At 64.9% G+C, this 22,411-nt stretch carries 19 protein-coding genes; 13 read left to right on the forward strand and 6 right to left on the reverse strand.

Features of this window, described 5'->3' with window-relative positions:
* Nucleotides 1-740 (forward strand): aldehyde dehydrogenase family protein (locus NH448_RS09265; protein WP_253028679.1); only part of this gene is annotated, 740 nt, incomplete at its 5' end.
* A gap of 512 nt (nucleotides 741-1,252) precedes the next feature.
* On the opposite strand, the gene NH448_RS09270 is transcribed toward NH448_RS09265, so the two are convergent.
* Nucleotides 1,253-2,218 carry a LysR family transcriptional regulator gene (locus tag NH448_RS09270; protein ID WP_083970676.1) on the reverse strand — a complete coding sequence of 322 codons (966 nt, stop codon included), beginning with the start codon at nucleotides 2,216-2,218 and terminating at the stop codon, nucleotides 1,253-1,255.
* A gap of 231 nt (nucleotides 2,219-2,449) precedes the next feature.
* Between NH448_RS09270 and NH448_RS09275 the strand changes: the two genes are divergently transcribed.
* From NH448_RS09275 to NH448_RS09330, 12 genes are all read left to right on the forward strand, one after another.
* Entirely contained in the window at nucleotides 2,450-3,763 is a 1,314-nt protein-coding gene (locus NH448_RS09275; RefSeq protein ID WP_253028680.1) for an L-fuconate dehydratase, read from the forward strand.
* A gap of 119 nt (nucleotides 3,764-3,882) precedes the next feature.
* Nucleotides 3,883-4,971, forward strand: coding sequence for a TRAP transporter substrate-binding protein (locus NH448_RS09280; RefSeq protein WP_083970675.1), 1,089 nt, complete (start codon nucleotides 3,883-3,885; stop codon nucleotides 4,969-4,971).
* 59 nt (nucleotides 4,972-5,030) lie between these two features.
* Entirely contained in the window at nucleotides 5,031-5,522 is a 492-nt protein-coding gene (locus tag NH448_RS09285; RefSeq protein ID WP_045995049.1) for a TRAP transporter small permease, read from the forward strand.
* Nucleotides 5,519-6,775: a TRAP transporter large permease gene (locus tag NH448_RS09290; RefSeq protein WP_124804836.1), complete on the forward strand. Its 1,257-nt coding sequence runs from the start codon at nucleotides 5,519-5,521 to the stop codon at nucleotides 6,773-6,775. The genes NH448_RS09285 and NH448_RS09290 overlap by 4 nt, the downstream gene beginning before the upstream one ends.
* A gap of 58 nt (nucleotides 6,776-6,833) precedes the next feature.
* On the forward strand, nucleotides 6,834-8,255 hold the full coding sequence (locus tag NH448_RS09295; RefSeq protein ID WP_253028681.1) for an FAD-binding oxidoreductase: 1,422 nt from the start codon (nucleotides 6,834-6,836) through the stop codon (nucleotides 8,253-8,255).
* A 41-nt stretch (nucleotides 8,256-8,296) separates the two neighbouring features.
* Nucleotides 8,297-9,457, forward strand: a complete 1,161-nt coding sequence (locus NH448_RS09300; RefSeq protein ID WP_253028682.1) for a fumarylacetoacetate hydrolase family protein — start codon at nucleotides 8,297-8,299, stop codon at nucleotides 9,455-9,457.
* Nucleotides 9,458-9,958: 501 nt separating this feature from the next.
* Entirely contained in the window at nucleotides 9,959-10,570 is a 612-nt protein-coding gene (locus NH448_RS09305) for a cytochrome P460 family protein (RefSeq protein ID WP_124804839.1), read from the forward strand.
* A gap of 747 nt (nucleotides 10,571-11,317) precedes the next feature.
* Nucleotides 11,318-12,067: an SDR family oxidoreductase gene (locus tag NH448_RS09310; RefSeq protein WP_253028683.1), complete on the forward strand. Its 750-nt coding sequence runs from the start codon at nucleotides 11,318-11,320 to the stop codon at nucleotides 12,065-12,067.
* Between the two features lie 63 nt (nucleotides 12,068-12,130).
* Entirely contained in the window at nucleotides 12,131-12,982 is an 852-nt protein-coding gene (locus NH448_RS09315) for a fumarylacetoacetate hydrolase family protein (protein ID WP_108133184.1), read from the forward strand.
* Nucleotides 12,979-14,034 carry a zinc-binding alcohol dehydrogenase family protein gene (locus NH448_RS09320; protein ID WP_253028684.1) on the forward strand — a complete coding sequence of 352 codons (1,056 nt, stop codon included), beginning with the start codon at nucleotides 12,979-12,981 and terminating at the stop codon, nucleotides 14,032-14,034. Before NH448_RS09315 ends, NH448_RS09320 begins: the two co-directional genes overlap by 4 nt.
* Nucleotides 14,035-14,178: 144 nt before the next feature.
* Nucleotides 14,179-15,879: an altronate dehydratase family protein gene (locus NH448_RS09325; protein WP_253028685.1), complete on the forward strand. Its 1,701-nt coding sequence runs from the start codon at nucleotides 14,179-14,181 to the stop codon at nucleotides 15,877-15,879.
* A gap of 37 nt (nucleotides 15,880-15,916) precedes the next feature.
* On the forward strand, nucleotides 15,917-17,065 hold the full coding sequence (locus NH448_RS09330) for a mannitol dehydrogenase (RefSeq protein WP_108133182.1): 1,149 nt from the start codon (nucleotides 15,917-15,919) through the stop codon (nucleotides 17,063-17,065).
* 161 nt (nucleotides 17,066-17,226) lie between these two features.
* Here NH448_RS09330 and nanR read toward each other — a convergent pair whose 3' ends face one another.
* From nanR to NH448_RS09355, 5 genes are all read right to left on the reverse strand, one after another.
* Nucleotides 17,227-17,958 carry a transcriptional regulator NanR gene (gene nanR / locus NH448_RS09335; protein ID WP_108133181.1) on the reverse strand — a complete coding sequence of 244 codons (732 nt, stop codon included), beginning with the start codon at nucleotides 17,956-17,958 and terminating at the stop codon, nucleotides 17,227-17,229.
* 141 nt (nucleotides 17,959-18,099) lie between these two features.
* Nucleotides 18,100-19,176 carry an Ldh family oxidoreductase gene (locus NH448_RS09340; protein WP_253028686.1) on the reverse strand — a complete coding sequence of 359 codons (1,077 nt, stop codon included), beginning with the start codon at nucleotides 19,174-19,176 and terminating at the stop codon, nucleotides 18,100-18,102.
* Between the two features lie 105 nt (nucleotides 19,177-19,281).
* Nucleotides 19,282-20,661, reverse strand: coding sequence for a TRAP transporter large permease (locus NH448_RS09345; RefSeq protein ID WP_108450206.1), 1,380 nt, complete (start codon nucleotides 20,659-20,661; stop codon nucleotides 19,282-19,284).
* 24 nt (nucleotides 20,662-20,685) lie between these two features.
* A complete protein-coding gene (locus NH448_RS09350) occupies nucleotides 20,686-21,252 on the reverse strand; it encodes a TRAP transporter small permease (RefSeq protein WP_108133178.1) in 567 nt (188 codons plus the stop codon).
* Nucleotides 21,253-21,298: 46 nt separating this feature from the next.
* Nucleotides 21,299-22,297, reverse strand: coding sequence for a sialic acid TRAP transporter substrate-binding protein SiaP (locus tag NH448_RS09355; RefSeq protein WP_045995038.1), 999 nt, complete (start codon nucleotides 22,295-22,297; stop codon nucleotides 21,299-21,301).
* Nucleotides 22,298-22,411 lie beyond the last annotated feature (114 nt).

Genomic DNA, 22,411 nt, shown 5'->3' on the forward strand with positions numbered 1-22,411 from the left:
AGGCCCGTGGCAAGGAGCTGGGCGAGGCCTTCGTCGGCTCGCTGACCATGGGGGCCGGCCAGTTCTGCACCAACCCGGGGCTGGTGATCGCGGTCAAGGGCGAGGCGCTCGACGGCTTCGTCGAGGCTGCCGCCGAAGCGGTCAAGGGCGCAGGCGCCCAGACCATGCTGACGCCGGGCATCCACGACGCCTACACCCAGGGCGTCAACACCCTTGGCGGCAGCGACAAGGCCCGTGAAGTGGCGCGTGGCCCACAGGGCGACGGACCCAACCAGTGCCAGGCCGGCCTGTTCGTGGCCAAGGCCAGCGACTTCCTCAATGATGAGGCGCTCAAGGCCGAGGTATTCGGTTCGACCTCGCTGGTGGTCGAGTGTGCCGACCTGGACGAGGTCAAGGCACTGGCCGAGGGGCTCGAGGGCCAGCTGACCGCGACCCTGCAGATGGACGACGGCGACATCGACGCGGCCCGTGGCCTGCTGCCGATCCTCGAGCGGCGTGCCGGTCGGGTCATGGCCAACGGCTGGCCCACCGGGGTCGAGGTGTGCCACGCCATGGTCCACGGTGGCCCCTATCCGGCCACCTCTGACTCGCGCACCACCTCGGTCGGCAGCGCCGCCATCCACCGCTTCCTGCGCCCGGTGTGCTATCAGAACCTGCCGGACGCCCTGCTGCCGCAGGCGCTCAAGGACGGCAACCCGCTGAACGTCAGCCGCCTGGTAGACGGCAAGCGCGAGGCGTAAACCGCCTGGCACACGTCTTCAACCAAGGGTCTTGACCCGACGTAGTTGAAACCATGGCTGAAGACCTGGCTGAATACATAGCTGAAGCCATGGTTGAAGCGAACCGACGGAGGCGCCGATCATCGGCGCCTCCTGTCTCGTCTTCTTGTTCTTGTCATTCTGCCCTGGTCTTTCTAGCCCCGTCTTTCTGTCATCGTCCTGCGGTCCGAATCCCCCGATAAAGACACGCAGTGAACGATGGCCTTGGCTCATGATTCAACGACGGCTATTGGCACACTTACCCCCACATCACGTCGCTTATCAAGACACCTATCCAACTACCTATCCAGACACCCTCCCGCTACCGTTCCCTACTGCCTTTGCAATCACATCCGATCCATAATCGGTGACATTTCACGCTTATTCAGCGAATATTCTGGTCATCATTGCCGGCCTGAAACGCCCTACTTGTTGGCCAAGACATCCCAGAAACATCCTTTCACGCCCACGATCATTCCTGGCTACGATATTGCTCAGGGCGCATCCTCTTCTCCGACCAGGCTGGCGACAAACTCGGTCAGTAGTTCAGGCCAGGGCTCGCCCTTGCGCGTGAGCACGCCGTAGTAGCCCAGCGGCTCTCCGATGGTCAGCGGCAGTACCGCGAAACGGCCTTGAGAGAAGGTGGTCTTGACCACCGAGCTTGGCAACAGCGACAGGGTATCGGTACTCGCCACCAGCTGAAGCGAGGCCTGGGTGGAGGTGGTCTCGATGACGTTGCGCGGCGAGGCGACGCCGGCCTCGGCCAGGGCCGCCTCGAACAACCCGCGCATGGGGCTCGCCATGGGGTGCAGCACCCAGGGCCAGCGCACCACCTCGGCCAACTCAGGCGTCCCCTGACACAGCGGATGGTCGGGTCGCGCCACCACCGACACCGGCTCCTCCTTGAGCGGCAGAAAGTCGAACAGATGACGCTGGGACGGCTCGGTGTAGCGGCCAATGACGGCGTCGAGCAGCTTGTATTCGAGATCCACCAGCAGTCGATCGCTAGAGTTCTCGATCAACGAGATGGCGAGCCGCGGCCGGTGCGACTTCAACTCCGCCATGGCCCTTGGCAACATCACCGGGGCGGCACCGGGTACCGAGCCAAGCGCCAGCCGACCGTGCCCGCCTTCGCGCAGTGAAGCCAGTTCTTCGACCAGCCGATCGGTGTCGTTGAGCAGACGCCGTGCATAGCGCAATACCGTCACACCGGCGTCGGTCGGTTCCATCCGCCCGGGCTCACGCAGAAACAGCGGTATTCCGAGAAATCCCTCGATGTCCTTGAGCATCTTGCTGGCCGCCGGCTGGCTGATATTCAGCTGCCTTGCAGCCGCGTGCATGTTACGACTTTCGTCCAAGGCGACCAGCAATACCATATGCCTGATCCGTAGCCACGTCTTGGCGTGAATACCGCTGTCATGGGGCATGTAGCGCATCATCCCGATGATTGAAAAACACATGATAACCTGAGGTTATCAAATGGCCAAAAACTTGGATTGGCCGTTCTTTTAGCGCTCTGTTTAGACTGCCCTCACTGACAATAGAACGACGAGACAGCAGCAACAGAGGAACGGGAGAGCAACCAGAGAGGCAGGCACTTTCCGCAAGGAGCCAACCGCTGATCGACGCCCATGATGCTTTCCCTGGCCACTCGTCGGACAACCAACAATATTCACCACAAGGCCGCCAGCATGACCACCATCACTCGGGTCGACGCCCGCGATATCCGCTTCCCCACCTCACGCCAGCTCGATGGCTCCGATGCCATGAACGAGGCACCGGACTACTCGGCCACCTACGTCATCCTGCACACCGATCAGGAAGACGAGGGCCACGGTCTGAGTTTCACCATCGGCCGCGGCAATGATCTCTGCGTCGCCGCGGTCAACGCCCTGGCACCCACCCTGGTGGGCCGCAAGCTCGAGGACATCACCGCGAACATGGGCACCTTCTGGCGCGAGCTGACCAGTGGCGATAGCCAGCTACGCTGGCTGGGTCCGGAAAAGGGCGTGATGCACCTGGCCAGCGCCGCCCTGGTCAATGCTATCTGGGACCTGTGGGCCAAGCGTGAAGGCAAGCCGATCTGGAAGCTGCTGGTCGACATGAGCCCGGAACAGCTGGTGCGCTGCCTGGACTTCCGCTTCGTCACCGACGCCATCACCCCCGAGGAGGCCATCGCCCTGCTGCGTCGCAAGGCCGGCACCAAGGGCGAGCGCGAGGCCGAGATGAAGGCCGAGGGCTACCCCGGCTATACCACCTCCGCGGGCTGGCTTGGCTATTCCGAGGAAAAGATGCGTCGACTGTGCCGCGAAGCCCTGGCCGAGGGCTGGCAGCACTTCAAGCAGAAGGTCGGTGGCGACATCGAGGAAGATCGCCGGCGCGCCGCGATCCTGCGTGAAGAGATCGGCGAACAACGCACCCTGATGATGGACGCCAACCAGATGTGGGATGTGGACGAGACCATCGTCAACATGCGCCGTCTGGCCGAGTTCAATCCTCACTGGATCGAGGAGCCCACCAGCCCCGACGACATCCTCGGTCACGCCGAGATCCGTCGTCGCCTCAGGGGCGGCCTGGAGGGTGGCATCGGCGTCGCCACCGGCGAGCACTGCCACAACCGGGTGATGTTCAAGCAGCTGCTGCAGGCAGGCGCCATCGACTTCTGTCAGCTCGACGCGGCGCGTCTGGGCGGGCTCAACGAGGTCATCATCGTGGTGCTGCTGGCGGCCAAGTACGGCGTGCCGATCTGCCCCCACGGCGGCGGCGTGGGCCTGTGCGAATACACCCAGCACATCTCCCTGTTCGACTACATCGCCGTCTCCGGTTCGCTGGAAGGTCGCCTGCTGGAGTACGTCGACCACCTGCACGAGCACTTTGTCGACCCGGTGCGTATCCGTCAGGGTCGCTACCTGGTGCCCAAGGCGCCGGGCTACAGCATCACCATGAAGCCCGAGTCCCTCGAGATGCATCGCTACCCCGAAGGCGCGGCCTGGCAAGACGCCTGAGCCGCTCCACCGGCCAGCGGCCCCGGGATGAAACGCTTCCCGGGGCCGCTGGCCAGCACGCCAAGCAAGGGCCAGAGCGCTACGCAATGGCCAGCACGCCACGCAAATTGGAGAGAAGCATGACAACAATCACAACGTCCGTCGCCCCCTTCACCCGTCGCCGCCTGGGCGCGGCCATCGCCGCCCTGACCATCGGCAGCCTGACGCTGGGTGGTGTTGCCACCGCCCAGGCCGCCAGCGAGATGCCGCCGATCCCCGAGGTCGACGGACCCGTGGTCGAAGGTGACGGCAACGACTACACCCTCAAGTTCAGCATCGGCACCACCCAGTCCGGCGCCCAGTACCGTGGCCTCGAGTACTTCGAGGACATCGTCGAGGCGCGCAGCGACGGCCATATCCAGGTCGAGCTGTTCCACAGCGCACAGCTTGGCGATGACCTCCAGGCGGTCAGCGCGCTGCAGTCCGGCACCCTGGAGATGACCGCGCCGTCCACGTCACCGCTGGTCAACATGTTCCCGGAATTCGCGGTGTTCGACCTGCCGTTCCTGTTCCCCACCCCGGAAGTGGCCGACGAGGTGCTCGACGGCGAGATCGGTGATCGCATGCTGGAAACCGCCAGCACCAATGGACTCAAGGCCCTCGGCTGGGCCGAGAACGGCTATCGCCAGCTGACCAACAGCCAGAACGCGGTGGCCTCGCCCGAGGATCTGGATGGCCTCAAGGTCAGGACCATGCAGAACCCGATCCACCTGGATATCTGGAAGACCCTGGGCGCCAACCCGACGCCGATGTCCTTCGCCGAGCTGTTCACCGCCCTCGAGCAGGGTGTGGTCGACGGCCAGGAGAACCCCTGGATCACCATTCAATCGTCCAAGTTCAACGAAGTGCAGGACTACGCCACCGAGTCCAACCACGTCTACACGCCCTTTATCACCCTGGTCTCCGAGCGCTTCTGGAGCCGTCTGCCCGAGGGCTATCAGGATCTGCTGTCCGACGCCGCCAAGCAGATGGGCGACTACCAGCGTGAAGTCAGCCGCACCCTCAACGACCAGATCAAGCAGGAGCTGATGGACGAGGGCATGAACATCACCGAGCTGACCCCGGAACAGGTGGCCACCTTCCAAGAGACCCTGTCGCCGGTCTATGACGAGTGGCGCGAGAAGATCGGCGGAGAGCTGATCGACGATATCCGCGCTGTTTCCCAGTAAGCCCTAGCCCGACCCCGCCGCTGTCGGCGGCGGGGTCGTCGTCACCACGGAGGTGACCCATGACCACCCTATCCTCCACTTCCACCCCGGGACTCCTGGGGTGGTTGATTACCACGCTGCGCATCGCCGTCGGATTGCTGGTGCTCGGCGTGGTGTTCTGCGTGACCGCCAATGTCTTCGGTCGCTTCGTGCTCAATACCTCCTACGCCTGGGCCGAGGAGCTGTCCCGGGTGCTGTTCATCTGGTTGGTACTGCTTGGCGCCGGGCTCGGCAGCCTCGAGAAGGAACACGTGGCGGTGACCTACTTCAAGGACCTGGCCCCGGCCGGGCTGCGCCGCGTGCTGGGACTGACCGCCGTGGCGGTGATCTACCTCGTCTGCATCTGCATCCTGCTCGGCTTCAAGGAGCTGATCTCCGGCTATACCAGCGCTACCCCCATGCTCGGCATCCCCAAGACCTGGCTCTATAGCGCCATGCCGGTGATGGCAGGGCTGACCCTGATCGCCAACACCCTGGCCCTGGTGGCCCTGCTCAGGAGGTCCGAACCATGATCCTGTGGAGCATCCTTATCGGGCTTGCCATCTGCATCGTCATTGGCATGCCGATCTCGTTTGGCCTCGGCGCCATCAGTCTGTTCATCTTCTTCTATTCCGACTATTCGCTATCGCCCATCGTCGCCCAGGCAGTCAACGGACTGGACTCCTTTCCGCTGCTGGCCATTCCGCTGTTCATCCTGGTCGGCGAGGTGATGAGCGAGGGCGGCATCGCCACCCGTCTGGTCCGACTGGCCAGCGCCATGGTCGGCTTCGTCGCCGGCGGTCTGGGTCAGGTGGCGGTGATGACCTCGATGTTCTTCGGCGGCATCAGCGGCTCCGCCGTGGCCGACGCCTCGGCGGTCGGCAGCATGATGATCGAGCCGATGAAGCAGCATCGCTACAGCGCGCCCATGGCCACCGCCATCGTGGTCGCGGCCTCGGTGGTCGGCATCATCATCCCGCCGTCGATCCCGATGATCCTGTTCGGCGTGGTCACCAACACCTCGATCTCCCAGCTGTTCCTGGCCGGCATCGTGCCCGGCATCCTGATCACCCTGGGACTGGCGGCCACCACCTACGTGCAGTCACGCAAGAACGGCAAGGGCCAGGCCTTCTCCTTCCCGGAGCTCGCCAGTGCCCTCAAGGACGCCATCCTGGCGCTGTTGCTGCCGGTGATCATCGTCGGTGGCATCCTCACCGGGGTCTTCACCCCCACCGAGAGCGCCGCCATCGCGCTGGTCTATGCCTTTGCGGTGTCCTTCTTCGTCTATCGCAGCCTGTCGCTCAAGCGCTTCTTCGAGCTGTGCGTGAGCACCGGTCGACTGACAGGTGTGGTCATGCTGCTGCTGGCCTTCGCCAGCGTGCTGGCCTGGCTTCTGACCGCCAACATGATTCCCCAGCAACTGGTAGTGAGCCTGTCCGCCATCACCGAGAACAAGCTTCTGCTGCTGCTGATCCTGTCGGCCTTCCTGCTGGTGGTGGGCTTCTTCATGGACCTGACCCCTGCCATGGTGATCCTGGCACCGCTGATGACGCCGGTGGTAGTGAAGCTTGGCATCGACCCGGTGTACTTCGGCGTGCTGATGTCCTTCATCCTGGGTATCGGCCTGATCACCCCGCCGGTGGGCACCGTGCTCTATGTCGGCTGTGGCGTCGGCAAGGTCGGCATGGAAAGCCTGGTCAAGAGCCTGCTGCCCTTCTACTTCACCCTGGTGGCACTGCTGGTCGTGTTCCTGCTGTTCCCGGGAGTGGTGCTGTGGTTCCGATAACCCCGAACTTGAACAACCTGGGCGGCCCCTGGCCGCCCGCCAAGCGGAGAAGCCCCCGATGAGCGCCAACGACGACCTGCTGACCTTTCTGCGAGAGACCCTGGGCAGCACCGGCGTGCTGACAGACGACCTCGAGCGCTATCGGGTCGACTGGGCCGGCGCCCGCGGCGGTCTGCCGTTGGCGGTGGCTCGCCCGGCGACCTCTGAGCAGGTGGCGCAGGTACTCGGCTACTGCCATCGCCACGATATTCCGGTGGTCCCCCAAGGCGGCGGCAGCGGCCTGGTCGAAGGCGCCCTGCCGGACAGCCAGACACCGGAGCTGGTCATCAGCCTGGAGCGGCTTAATAAAATTCGCTCCATCGATCCGATCAACTTCACCGTGAGCGTCGACGCCGGCTGCGTGCTGCAGACCATCAAGGACGCCGCCGAGGCCGAGGATTGCACCTTTCCGCTGGCCCTCGGCGCCCAGGGCAGCTGCCAGATCGGCGGCAATATCGCCACCAACGCCGGCGGCCTTAACGTGCTGCGCTACGGCATGATGCGCCAGCTGGTACTGGGTATCGAGGTGGCACTGCCGGACGGCCGTCTGCTCGACGACATGAAGGCACTGCACAAGAACAACACCGGCTACGACCTGAAGCAGCTGTTCATCGGCGCGGAGGGTACCCTGGGCATCGTCACCGGCGCGGTACTCAAGCTCTACCCCCGTCCCCAGGTGACACGCACGGCGCTGATCGGCTGCCCCGACGTGGCCTCGGTGCTGAAACTCTACGCCCAGGCAAGACGCAGCTGCTGCGACCTGCTGACCGCCTTCGAGCTGATTCCGCGGGCCTGCATGGAGCTTGCCCTGGAGGCCGATCCCTCACTGCCGGACCCGCTGGATGCACCCCACCCGGTGTACGTGCTGATGGAAGTCGCCGCCAGCGGGCCTGCCGATCTCGACAGCATGATCGAGGCGCTATTCGAGCGAGGACTCGAGGACGGCCTGCTGGAGGATGGTGTGCTGACCACAAGCGATACCCAGGCGGCCCAGCTATGGCAGCTGCGCGAGGCCATGCTGGAAGGCCAGCAGCGCCGCGGCGAGCACCTGCGTACCGACGTCTCGCTGCCGATCTCCCAGCTTACCGCCTTCCATGACCAGGCGGAGGCGGCGATCGCCGAGGCCTCGCCAGACTCTCAGGTCATCGCCTACGGCCACGTCGGCGATGGCAACCTGCACTTCAATATCCTGCCGCCGGCGCACCTGGACGACGACGACAAGCGCAGTCTGCTGCATGAGCTGGAAGAGCAGCTGTTTGCCATTGTCGCCGAGTTCGACGGCAGCATCAGCGCCGAGCACGGCATCGGTCGCGTCAAGCAGCCCTACTTCCTCGAAAGCCTGTCGGCGCCGGAGCACGACATCATGCGTGGCCTGAAACGCCTGCTGGACCCCCGCGGCCTGATGAGCCCAGGGCGTATCCTGCCGCGAATGCAGCGCTGACCCGATTGACGCTCCCACTTTCAACAGACAGAGGCCCTAACATGAGTCCCCGCCTTACCGCCCGCAACATCCTGCCCGACGACGCCGACCGTGCCCTGCTGGTCGGTCGAGTGTGGCTCGACGACCAGCGAGGCCCCGTCCTGGTGACCGTTCGCGATGGCCAACTTATCGATCTGTCAGCCACCGTCAATGTCATGGCAGACCTGCTCGAACGCGACGACGCCGCCGAGCTGATCGCCAACGCCGATGGCGAGCCTCTGGGTAGCCTGGACAGCCTGCTGGAAAATTCCTGCCAGACACCCCAGCGCGCCCCCCACCTGCTCGCCCCCTGCGACGTCCAGGCGATCAAGGCCTGTGGAGTGACCTTCGCGGTCAGCCTGCTGGAACGCGTCATCGAGGAGCAGGCCGGTGGCGACGCCGCCCGCGCCGGCGAGCTGCGCGAAGAACTCAAGCGTGTGATCGGCGGTGACCTGTCGAAGATCCGCCCCGGCTCCGACGAGGCCATGGCGCTCAAGGCCGAGCTTCAGTCCCGTGGCGCCTGGTCCCAGTACATGGAGGTCGGCATCGGCCCCGACGCGGAGGTCTTCACCAAGTCGCAGCCGCTGTCCGCGGTGGGCCAGGGCGCGGCGGTGGGGCTGCACCCGTCATCGCGCTGGAACAACCCCGAGCCCGAGATCGTGCTGGCGGTGGATGCACAAGGCAACGCCCGCGGCGCGACGCTGGGCAATGACGTCAACCTGCGCGATGTCGAAGGACGCAGTGCCCTGCTGCTGGGCAAGGCCAAGGATAACAACGCCTCCTGTGCCATCGGCCCCTTCATTCGCCTGTTCGATGACCACTTCTCGATCGACGACGTGCGCTCGGCCATGGTCAGCCTGCGCATCGAAGGCAACGACGACGACTTCCTGCTGGAAGACCAGAGCGACATGCGCGAGATCAGTCGCGACCCGCTGGACCTGGTCGGCCAGACCATCGGCGCGCATCACCAGTACCCCGATGGCTTCATGCTGTTCCTCGGCACCATGTTCTCGCCGATTCAGGACCGCGACGGGCCCGGCCAGGGCTTTACCCATCACCTGGGTGATGTGGTCACCATCTCGACGCCTCGCCTGGGCGCTCTGGTCAATCGCGTCGAACGCTCCGACCAGCTGCCCCCCTGGACCTACGGTATCCGCGCCTGGCTCGCCCACCAGCGCGGCTGACACCACGCAAGACCCGCACGAACCGACATCTCCCTTCTGCCTCGCCCTCGGCGAGGCTTTTTTGTTTCAGGCCGCCAACTGTGCCATTACGCGCTGCTACTCAAGCATTCGCGCATGCGGTATGCGAGTTCCCGCGCCGGACATGGCGAGTGACATGGGCCTGACATATACCTTCAAGACCCCTCCCGCCGATGTCAGTCAGTGAATCGACATATGACGGTTGTTCTTGCGCAAGGCGCGTTACATCGCGAATGCAAGGTCAGGAACAACGCAAGGTCAGGAACAAGACCGGCAACGTCATCGCTGCAATCGCGCGAGCGAGGGGACCAAGGAACATCGACCATCATCAGACAAGGGCCTCAAGGCCCGGATAAAGGACAGGGAGCAAGCCAAAGGCCACCCAAGAAGCCTGCGCCGCCCTTGCCGTGACTCGTCGCCGTCAGCGCAGCACCCGTGGATGGATGCGTCCAGGTGCGCCTCGGTGACCAAGGAGGACAGACCATGCTCAGGATTTCCCGTCTCACCGCCATCGCCGCCGCCATGGGCGCCAGCCTGATCGCCTTTGACGCGGTCGCCGAGACCTACTTCGAGATCACCGACGGGGAGCTCACGCGCCCCACCGGCTTCCGCGAATGGGTGTTCGTCGGCACCCCGCTCACGCCCAATGACATGAACAACGGCAAGGCGCCTTTTCCCGAGTTCCACGCCGTCTACATCGATCCGGAAAGCTGGGACCACTGGAAGGAAACCGGTGAATTCCGCGATGGCGCCATCATGATCAAGGAGCTGATCAGCGTCGGCAGCAAGCAGGCGGCCAGCGGCAACGGCTACTTCATGGGCGAATACATCGGCCTCGAGGCGACCATCAAGAGCAGCGAGCACTTCCCGGACGAGCCCGGCAACTGGGCCTACTACAGCTTCTCGACGCCGGACCACTCGAGTCTCAAGGAGACAGCGGCGCCCTTCCCCACCGCGGCCTGCAACGCCTGCCACGCGGCGGCGGCAGCCGACGACTTCGTCTTTACCCAGTACTACCCGGTACTGACCGCCGGCAAGGGCGCCGGCGACGACGCCGGTGGCGGCACCCAGTCCCAGCTTGGCAACGACGGCTGATCGCCTGTCTGGCCCCGTTCCGACAGTCCAGGGCCTGAACCATCGGCCAGGGAGTCAGAGTCAGGAACGGGGACCATCTGGAATATGGTGCCTAAAGGTGCCAATGAAAGGTGCCAATGAAAGGTGCTATGTAGAAACGTGCGGTACGTGCACATGCGAACCGCAGCCGGCCGTATAGACATATAAACACCCGATACCCAGTAGCACGAAGGCCGGCAAGACAAGCACCTGGCACCACCGAGCATGAAGCGATGGCGGTGACCCTGCGTCACCCTATGGCCTTGCAGGGTACGTCTACCGGCGAGCCACTGGATTCGCCCCGGAGTCCAGAAGTGGCATAGGGGCTGCCCCGAGAGAAGGATGTCTCTCGGCAGCGATATCCGCCATCCTTCTTGCGTTCCCTGCCCTCCTGGCGGCCCTCCCCGGCCGCCTTTTTTTATGTTCTCGGCGCCCTCTTCCCGCGGACCAGCGATATCCGTCCCCGCTCTTTGCTATCAGCCATATTCCGCTACCCCGGCACTCTTGATCCCTTGCGACCAAAGTCGGCCCTTAGCGCCAATTGCAATCCAGCCAACCTGCGCCATACTACGGATAACGTCATGCTAGCATCCTGTCATACCACCTAGCGAAAACCCGCGGCACCAGCAGGCTTCAGCTAGAGGGAGAGCACCAGGCCTTCGTCACTACGACACCTGATGTTTCGCCGCCATGACAACAACCTCGTCGCCCCTGCCAACAGGAGACATCATGCGTCTGTCAGGAAAGACCGCCTTGATCACCGCCGCCGGCCAGGGCATCGGTCGCGCCACCGTCGAGCGCTTTATCGCCGAGGGCGCGGAGGTCCACGCCACCGACCTCGATCCGGCCAAGCTCGAGGATCTGGCAGATCGACGGGGTGTCCGCTGCCACACCCTGGATGTGACCGACCCTGCGGCGATCGCCAAGCTGGGGGCGAAGATTCCGACACCGACCATCCTGTTCAACTGTGCCGGTTACGTGCATAGCGGCAGCCTGCTGGAGTGCTCCATCGAGGACTTCGAGCGCTCCATGGCGATCAACGTCACCGCCATGTACCACACCATCTCGACCTTTCTTCCCGGTATGCTGGAGGCCGGTGGTGGCAGCATCATCAACATGGCGTCGGTCGCCAGCAGCCTGAAGGGTGTTGCCGGACGCTTTGCCTACGGCACCAGCAAGGCCGCCGTCATCGGTCTGACGCGCTCGGTGGCGGCGGACTACGTGACCCACGGCATCCGCTGCAACGCCATCTGTCCGGGTACCGTGGAGTCGCCCTCCCTGGCGCAGCGTATTCGCGCCCAGGCCGAGGCTCAGGGACAGGACGAAGCCCAGGTGCGCCAGGCCTTCCTCGACCGCCAGCCAATGGGACGCCTGGGCAGGCCCGAGGAAATAGCCGCACTGGCCGTCTATCTGGCCTCGGATGAATCGGCGTATACAACAGGTACCAGCCAGATCATCGACGGCGGTTGGCTGGCGTAAAAGACGACACAACGACATCAATCCATCGACCTTATCCATCCAATCAACGACAAAGGACACCCCATGAAACTGCTGCGATTCGGCGCCCCCGGCCAGGAAGCTCCCGGTATTCTCGACGCCAACGGACGTGTCCGTGACCTGTCCGGCGTCATCGATGACGTTGCCGGAGAGGCCCTCGGACGTGACAGCCTGGCGCGCATCGCCGGCCTCGATCTGGAAAGCCTGCCCGAGGTTCCCGCCGACACCCGTATCGGCCCCTGCGTCGGTCAGGTCGGCAAGTTCATCTGCATCGGCCTCAACTACGCCGACCACGCCGCCGAGAGTGGCGCCGAGGTGCCGCCGGAGCCGGTGATCTTCAACAAGTGGACCAGCGCCATCTGCGGCCCCGATGACGACGTCATTATTCCCCGCGATTCCTCCAAGACCGACTGGGAGGTCGAACTCGGCGTGGTGATCGGCAAGGGCGGTCGCTATATCGACGAAGCCGACGCCCTCGAGCACGTGGCGGGCTACTGCGTGATCAACGACGTATCCGAGCGGGAATTCCAGCTCGAGCGCAGCGGTACCTGGGACAAGGGCAAGGGTTGCGACACCTTCGGTCCCCTCGGCCCCTGGCTGGTGACCCCGGATGAAGTGGAAGATCCCCAGGCGCTGAACCTGTGGCTCGAGGTCGACGGCAAGCGATACCAGGACGGCAATACCCGCACCATGGTCTATCAGGTGGCCTACCTGATCAGCTACCTGAGCCGTTTCATGAGCCTGCAGCCAGGCGACGTCATCTCCACCGGCACGCCGCCTGGTGTCGGCCTGGGCCAGAATCCGCCGGTGTTCCTGCGTCCGGGTCAGACCATGCGCCTGGGCATCGAGGGCCTCGGGGTGCAGACCCAGAAGGTCGTGGCGGATTCGGACGCATGAGCCAGCGCGACCAGCCCATGACCGTGGCGGTGTGCGTCGAACCAGGGCAGATGGCCCTGGAACAGCGCCCCCGCCCCGAGCTTGCCGGCGGCGAGGCCCTGGTGCGCATTTCGCGCATCGGGGTCTGCGGCACCGATATCCACGCCTTCGGCGGCAACCAGCCCTACTTCGACTACCCCCGGGTGCTGGGGCACGAACTGGCCGGTACGGTGGAGGCCCTTGCCGACGACGTGGACGAGGCGACCCGTGCCCGCCTCGAGCACCAGCCGGTGTACGTGATCCCCTACCTGCACTGTGGCGAGTGTCGCGCCTGCCGGCGCGGCAAGACCAACTGCTGTCAGGCGATGCAGGTGATCGGCGTCCATCGCGACGGCGGCATGGCCGAGTGGCTGAAGGTTCCGGTCGATCATCTGGTGGCCTGCCCGGCACTGGAACCAGACGAGCTGGCACTGATCGAGTGCCAGGCCATCGGTGCCCACGCGGTGCGCCGGGCCGCGGTGGAAGCGGATGAACTGGTGGCGGTGGTCGGCGCCGGCCCCATCGGCATCGGCGTCGCCCAGGTCGCGCGGGCCCGCGGTGCACGGGTACTGCTGCTCGATACCAGCGCCGAACGCCTGACCTTCTGCCGCGAAGCGCTCGGCTTCGAGCAGACCCTGGTAGTGGGCGAGGACGATCCGCAGGCGCGCCTGGCCAGTCTCAACGACGGCGCACTGGCCGACGTGGTGTTCGACGCCACCGGCAACCCGAGCGCCATGGAGGCCGGCTTCGGCCTGGCCGGACACGGCGGCCGCTACGTACTGGTCAGCATCGTCAAGTCAGACATTCGCTTTGACGACCCGAGCTTTCACGGCCGAGAACTGACCCTGCTCGCCAGCCGCAACGCCACCCGCGAAGACTTCGACTGCGTCACCGAACTGCTGGAAGAAGGCCGTATCCAGGTGCGCCCGATGATCACCCATCGTGCCAAGCTCGAGGCCCTGCCGGAGACCATGCCGGTGTGGTGCGGCGGCGAGGCCGGCGTGATCAAGGCGATGATTCACCTCGATCGATAAGTCGGCGCCAGGACCAGCGAGCCCCCTTCGACGGGCACCGAACACTCTTTCACCAGGCGGCGTACGGCACCCACCGTCATCTGCTGCACCCGATCGCCAGGCCGTCACGATAACAACGTCAACGCCTTTGCCGAGGACCGTCCCATGTCCACACAGTCATCGACCACCACGTCATCGACCACCGCTGCATCGAACAAGGCAGCGTCGTCCAACGCGACCATCGCCAGCGACCAGCCCGCCCAGGAAAGCCTGCGGGTCCATCCTGCCGACAATGTGCGTGTCGCCCTGCGCGACCTGCCCCAGGGGCACCGCATCGACGAGGGTGCCGACACCCTGACGCTGGTGGAAGCCATCCGCCACAAGCACAAGTTCGCCCTCGAGGATCTGGCCGTCGGTGACACCATCACCATGTACGGCGTCACCGTCGGCCGGGCCACCCGGGCGATCGCCCGTGGCAGCGTGATCCGCACCGACAACCTGGAGCACTTCACCCACTCGGATACCCCGGTCACCCGCCGGGAGCACTGGCAGGCACCGGACGTTTCCGCCTTCGAAGATCACACCTTCGATGGCTTCCATCGTCCGGACGGTGGCGTGGGCACCGCCAACCTGTGGCTGGTGGTGCCGCTGGTGTTCTGCGAGAACCGCAATATCGAGGTGCTTCGCCAGTGTGTGGCGGACGCCCTGGGTGACGACCCCTTCCGCGACTACAAGCAGATGGCACGCCAGATGCTTCATGGCGATAGCCCGAGCCATGTGACCGAGCCTCCCTCCTCGCCCTTTCCCAACGTGGACGGCGTGCGTTTTCTGACCCATACCCTGGGCTGCGGTGGCACCGACGACGATGCCCAGGCGCTGTGTAACCTGCTGGCGGGCTACATCACCCACCCCAACGTGGCCGGCGCCACGGTGCTGAGCCTTGGCTGCCAGAAGGCCCAGATCGCCATGCTCAAGCAGGCGGTGGCAAGCAAGGACCCGCAGGGCCTGCGCCCGGTGCACTACCTCGAGCAACAGGCCAGCACCAGCGAAGACGCCTTGATCGAACAGGCCCTGGGCACCATCTTCGATGGCCTGCGCGAGGCCAACCAGGTAACCCGCCAGCCGGCGCCGCTATCGGCCCTGCGTATCGGGGTGGAGTGCGGCGGGTCCGACGGCTTCTCGGGTCTGTCGGCCAACCCGGTGGTGGGCGGTGTCATCGATCGCCTGGTTGCCCTCGGCGGCAGCGGCATCCTCAGCGAATTTCCCGAGCTCTGCGGAGTCGAGCACGAACTGCTGTCGCGCTGCGTCGACGACGCCACCGCCGAACGTTTCTCGTCGCTGATGCAGGCCTACCAGCGCCACGCCGACGCCGTCGGCGCGAGTTTCTCGATGAACCCCTCGCCGGGCAATATCCGCGATGGTCTGATCACCGATGCCATGAAGTCCGCCGGGGCCGCCAAGAAAGGCGGCGACAGCCCGGTGGTCGAGGTCCTCGACTACACCGAGACCGCCACGCGACCCGGCCTGGCGCTGCTGTGCAGTCCCGGCAACGATGTCGAGTCCACTACCGCTCTGGTCGGCTCCGGCGCCAACCTGGTGATCTTCACCACCGGGCTCGGCACGCCCACGGGTAACCCGGTGGCACCGACCCTCAAGGTCGCCAGCAACTCGGACCTGGCCCGCCGCATGGCGGACATCATCGACTTCGATAGCGGAGCGGTGATCCGGGGCGAGGCCTCCATCGACGAGCTCGCCGATGACCTGCTGGCGCTGTGCATCGAGACCGCGTCTGGGCGCTACACCACCCGCGCCGTGGGGCTGGCCCAGCACGACTTCATTCCCTGGAAGCGTGGGGTGTCCTTGTGAGAGAGCCTGTGAGCTTCCCTTGAGAGAGACTGGCAACATGCAAAACGCAACCACCGTCACCCTGATGCAGTTCGGCATCGGCCGTTTTCTGCTGGCCCACGTCGACCTGTTCGCCAGCCAGGCGCGGGACGAACACGGCAGTGATATCCGTATCATTGCGGTACAGAGCTCGGACCGTGCGGCCGGGCGAACCAAGGCCCACGCCCTGGCCCGGGACCCGGTCTACCCGGTCAGGATGCGCGGCCGACGTGATGGCGAATTGATCGATACCACCCATCAGGTCGACAGCATCACCACCGCGCTGGTTGCCAGCGAAGCCTGGGCCGAAGTGGAACGGCGTTTTCGCGATGAGGTAACTCACGTGGTCTCCAACACCTCCGAGGCGGGCTATCAGGTCCCGGCGGGCGATGGCCCACGGCGGGACTGCCCCGAGAGCTTCCCCGCCAAGCTGACGCACCTGTTGAAGACACGCTTCGACGCCGGCCGTCCCGGCGTCACCCTGCTGCCATGCGAGCTTCTGACCGACAACGCCCTCAAGCTCAAGGACGTCATCCTGGAATTGGCACAGGCCCACTACGACGACGATGGCTTCATGGCATGGCTCGAGCGGGACTGCGTGTGGGCGGTGACCCTGGTGGACCGCATCGTCTCCGCCGAGCTGGATCCGGTGGGCGCCGTCGCCGAGCCCTATGGCCTCTGGGCGATTCAGCAAACGCCCGGGCTGGTGATGCCGTTCTCCCACCCGGACGTACATCTGGTCGACGATATCCGTCCCTTCGAGCGGCGCAAGCTGCACCTCTTGAACCTGGCTCATACCTGGCTGGTCGCTCGCGTCCTGGATCTCGGTCTCGGCGAGGAAGTGACACTGGTTCGCCAGGCGATAGACGACCCCCGCCTGGGAGACGAACTGGAGAAGATGCTGCGCCAGGAGGTGGTGCCGGTGCTCGATCAGGAACTTCCGGGCATGGAACTCGAGGACTACGTCGACAGCATTCTGGATCGTTTCCGCAATCCATGGCTGGACCACCGACTGGGAGATATCGCCCAGAATCATCCCCAGAAGCTGGAGCGAAGGCTGGCGCCGGTGGTACAGATGGCCGCCCGCCAGGGTCGGGACGTACCACGCCTGGCCAGCGCTTTCCCCTCGACGGCTTCCGCGTCGACCTCGTCCCTGTCCTCGACCTGACAACGTCCTGGGCAAACTGGCGGATCACTCAAACAAGGCACCCTTCAATAACACGCCGCCGCCGGATGTCATCCGGCGGCGGCGTATGGCTTCGGCTCACGCCCTTGGCCCAAGGCCGTTCTCGTTGCCCGGTGCAGCACGGGTGCTTCCGCTCCCTCAGCTCAGGCGTCGTCCTGGCGACTCTTGAGGCGTTGCTTGAGCTGCATATAGGTGCCGTAGTGACGATCGAGGTGCCGTCGCATGGCGGCCTCGGCGGCTTCCGGGTCCCGGGCGGCGATGGCCTCGACGATCTCGGTGTGGGCCTCCAGGGCAGCCAGGTCCTCCCCGGGCTGCTGCAGCGCCAGGGCGCGACGGTCATCGAGCCACTCGGATAGTGCCTGATGGATGGCGTCGTAGATGGGGTTGTGCCCGATACTCGCCAGGACGCCATGAAAGTCGTTATCGGCCCGCTTGACGGCGGCATCATCGCCGATCACCGAACGCTGATGCGCCAGAGCGTCGCGCAACGCCTGGATCTCCTCATCGCTTGCGTGCTGCGCCGCCTGACGGGCCAGCGCGACCTCGAAAAGCGCCCGGGCCTCCTGAAAGTACTGCTGCCCTTCGGGTTTGGCCAACAACTGCCGGGTGACCCCGGACAGCCTCGCCATCACGGCCTCGGCGGTGGGCCGGATAACCCGTGCCCGAGTGCCGCTGTTTATCGCGATCAAGCCTAGCTGCTGCAGGTAGAACAGCGCCTCCCGCACGGCCGGGCGCCCGACCCCGAACTGCTCCATCAATTCACGTTCGGACGGCAATTGATCATTCTCGCCCAGCCGCCCTTCGAGGATTTCAGCCTCCAGTTGTTCGGCCACCTGCTCGGACAGCGTCTTGCGCTCCACCCGATATTTGCTCATCGACGCGGGTCTCCCTCGATCCATCACCCGGAGCGTCTCCGGGACACGGCGCACATGGTACTGCAAGGCGCACCCCCTGGGCAGCAAGGCGTCACTGCGGCACACTCGCCCCGGGCCAGGCCAAACCTCGACGGCGCTCGGTCAGTGCTCGGTCAGCGCTGCCAGCGCAAAGCGCTCGGCGATCTGGCGATACTGGTCGCGCTGGGCATGGTCCAGGGGAATGCCGGTCTGCTTGCGCTCGTCGCGGGTCTGCCACTCGCGATCCCCCGGCGCCAGCACCCGCTGACCCTCTACCGGCGTCATCTCGCGCAGATCCTTGAGGTACTCGGCCAGGCGACGCTCGAAGGCGCTGCGCTCCTCGAAGGCGCCCGGGTCCATCACCAGAAAGAAGTGGCCGACGCCGCGGGGAGTCGACATGTCCGGCCCGCCCATCGGCAGCAGGCGAAAACCGTGGACCATGTTGGCCAGGGTCGAACTCAGCACCTCGACCATGCCGCCAAGCCCGGCCCCCTTGAAACCGAAGCCGGCGCCACCTACCGGCAACAAGGCGCTGACCTGGCGGGCGTCGGTGGTCGTGCTGCCGTCGCTGGTCGCGGCGATGTCCGCCGGCAAGGGCCGTCCGATGGCCGCATACTGCTTCACCCGATTCATGGGCACCGAGCTGGTGGCCATGTCCAGCAGATACGGATCCTCGCCGGCCACCGGTGCAGCGAAGGCGATCGGATTGGTGCCGTGGAAGGCCCGCTGACTACCGTGGAGCAGGACGAACGGATCGGAATTGCAAAAGGCCATGCCGAGCATGCCCTGCTCTGCCGCGGCGAGGGCGTAGCAGCCGGCGGCACCGAAGTGCGACGAGTTGCCGACCGCCACCGCACCGATGCCGACCTCCCGGGCCATGCTGACGGCATGATCGATGGCCCGATACCCGGCCAGATGGCCGAAGCCATCATCGGCGTCCAGTACCGCAGTGCCGGCCAGACGCTGCTTGATGCTCGGCGTCGGGCTGCCCTTGATCCGCCCGCCTTGCAGGGCGTTGAGGTAGTGCGGCAATAGCCTCAGGCCGTGGCTGTCGGTGCCCATCAGCGAGGCAGTGACCAACGCCTTGGCCACCGCTTCCCGGGAGGCCTGATCGGCGCCGGCAGCCGCCAGCGCCTGTTCGATAAAGCGATGCAGATCCTTGTAATCGACCCGACAGGCCTCGTATTGACTGGCACTCATGGGGATTCCTTGTGAGGGGGATAAGGGCCGCAAGGCGCGCACCGATCGCTCGGCGCCGCCTTGACTCGGCCATACCGCGTCACCGCCGCAGCGGCGACCCGGGACTCAGCGGTAGACCAGCGTCGGCAACCACAGCGAAATCGCCGGAATAAAGGTCACCAGCAACAGCGCCACCACCAGAGGGATCAGGAAAGGCAGGGTGCCGCGCATGCACTTCTCGAAGGAGATATGCGACACCCGCGACAGCACGTAGAGCACCATGCCTACCGGCGGGGTCAACAGGCCGATCATCAGGTTGAGCACCATGATCACACCAAAGTGCACCGGATCCACCCCGGACGCCACCGCTACCGGCAGCAGCACCGGCACCAGGATGGTGATGGCGGCGATGGTCTCCATGAAGCAGCCCACCACGATCAGCACCAGATTGATGATCAGCAGCACGGCGATGGGATTGTCCTGGAAGGGTCCCAGCAGTCCCATGACGTGCTGGGTGACCTGGTTGCTGGTCAGGATCCAGGCGAAGATCGAGGCGCCGGCAACGATGAACAGGATCACCGCGGTGGTCTCGATGGTTTCCATGCTGACCTTCAACAGTCGCCGCCAGGTCAGGGTACGGTAGACCAGTCCCCCCAGAATCAGCGCATAGACCACCGCCGCGATCGCCGCCTCGGTCGGGGTAAAGGCACCGGTGACGATGCCGCCGACGATGATCACCGGGGTCAGCAGCGACAGGAAGGCCCGCGAGAACGTCTTGCCCAGCACCGAGACCGAGAACCGTGCATCGCGCTGGTAGCCGCGACGCCGCGACAGCCAGGTGATCATCACCATCAGCGTCAGACCCATCAGCAGGCCCGGCACCAGGCCGGCGGCGAATAGCTGCCCCACCGAGACCGACGCCATCACCCCATAGATCACCATGGGCAGGCTTGGCGGAATGATCGGGCCGATGGTCGAAGACGCTGCGGTGATGCCTACGGCGAACTCCTGATCGTAGCCGGCGTCGCGCATGGCCTTGATCTCGATGGTGCCGAGGCCACCGGCATCGGCCACGGCGGCACCGGACATCCCCGAGAAGACGATGCTGGCACCGACGTTGACGTGGCCCAAGCCCCCACGCATCCAGCCCATCAGCGCCTTGGCGAAGTCAAAGATGCGGGTGGTGATGCCGCCGTTGTTCATCAGGTTGCCGGCGAGGATAAAGAAAGGGATCGCCAGCAGCGGGAAGCTGTCGATGCCATTGACCATGCGGTGCACCACGACCACGTCGGGCACGCGTCCTGTCAGCAGAACGTACATCAGGCAAGAGCCGGCCAGGCTGATGGCGATGGGCACCCCGCAGACCAGCAGGGTGAACAGGGCGGCAAACAGAAACGAAAGGTAGTTCTCGAAAAACGCCAGCGCGATGCAGCCGACGACCGCCAGTGCCGCCACCACCGGGGGCACTGGCGATCCGCGCCGGGCACTGATCATTGCTTCAGTCATGGGGTTGTTCCTTGTTCGAGGCGCTCAGTCGTCTTCATCGCGACACATCAATTCACTCTCGCCGGTGCGCCAGTGACGCACCGCCAGTTGGATCGAGCGCACCAGCATCAGCACCACCCCGAAGAGCACCACGTAATAGAGCAGACTCTTGGGCAGGTCCACCGACACCATCATCGAGTTGGTGCGCTGGGCCAGCTGCCAGGTGATCCAGGCCAGCATGCCGAGAAAGGCGATACGCACCAGATCCACCAGGGTCCACATGACCCGGGCGGTGGGCTCCGACAGGTAGCGATAGAAGAATTCCACGGCGATATGCGAGCCCTTGCGGGCGGCCATGGCGCTGCCGAGAAAACCCACCGCTACCAGCAGGTAGCGGGCGATCTCCTCGGTCCAGGCGATGGAGTTGCCGAGCACGTAGCGACTGAAGAACTGAACAAAGACGTCCAACGCCAGCAGCCAGAAGACCACCAGCGTCAGATAGTCCTCGATGCCGTAGTCACCCGGTCGGATCCGGTCGTCGTCATCGGGCACCTCGAAGGCGCTGGTGGTCTCGTGTTCGACGCCAGGGTCACTCACGTCAGATCGGGTCATGAAGGATCTCCCGAGGGAGGGCGCACGGCGCCCTCCCCTCCGTCGTTTACTGGCCGATAGCCTGGAGGCGATCGTAGGTTTCCTGGTCCCAGGTCGCCGCGTCACCGTTGTGAGCCGGCATCACCGCCTCGCGGAACGGTGCGGTGTCGACCTCGTTGACGGTGACGCCCTGCTCCTCGAACCAGGCCACCAGGTCCTGCTCCTGCTGCACGATGTCGGCGGTGATCTTCTCGCCGGCCTCTTCATAGACGTCGCGGAAGATCTGCCGATCCTCTTCGGACAGGCGATTCCACAGCGGACCGCCGGCAATCGTGATCAGGGAGTCGGTGATATGACCGGTCAGGTTGATGACGTCCTGCACCTCGTAGAAGGCCTTGGCCTTGATCGTGGGCAGCGGGTTTTCCTGGGCGTCGACGACACCCTGCTGCAGGGCCAGATAGACCTCGGCGAAGGCGATCGGCGTGGGATTGGCGTCGACCTGCTCGGGGAACATCATGTACATCGGCGCGTTGGGGACGCGGATCTTCAGGTCCTGCATGTCCTCCGGCGTATTGATCGGCTCGTTGGACGTGGTGTGGCGCTTGCCGTAGTAGTTCATCGCCAGCGGCACGTTGCCGGTGGCGTCCTCATAGCCCTGGGCGATCTCGGCGAACAGGTCGCTGTCGACGTAGGCCTGCCAGTGATCGAAGTCACGGAACATGTAGGGCGCACCGGCGATGCCGATGGGACCGTAAGAACGGCCGGCGAACTGATTGCCGGTAAAGATGAGGTCGACGGTGCCGAGGCTCAGCCCCTCGTTGATGTCGGCTTCCTTGCCCAGTGAAGAGGCTGGGTGCACCTCCACCGAGTAGCGGCCATCGGTGCGTTTCTCGATCTCTTCGCCGGCCCAGACGGCCCACTCGTGGTAAGGCTCCGAGGTCTCGTAGACGTGGGCGAAGGTCAGCGTTTCCGCCTGGGCGGCCGCCGACAGGCTGACGCCGACCATGGCGGCGATCAGGCTACGACGAATGAAGCGGGCGGGCGGCTGGCAGTGATTGGGGCGCATCTTGTTGTTCTCCCGGGCTCTTGTGGCGTGTGGAGTGTGCAAGGTGGATGCACGCAATCGAATCGACAGGCTCCATGCCTGGGCGACTGTATACGTGTCATACCACCGAGACTG

Source organism: Halomonas sp. OfavH-34-E (assembly GCF_024124525.1).
Taxonomy (GTDB): domain Bacteria; phylum Pseudomonadota; class Gammaproteobacteria; order Pseudomonadales; family Halomonadaceae; genus Halomonas; species Halomonas litopenaei.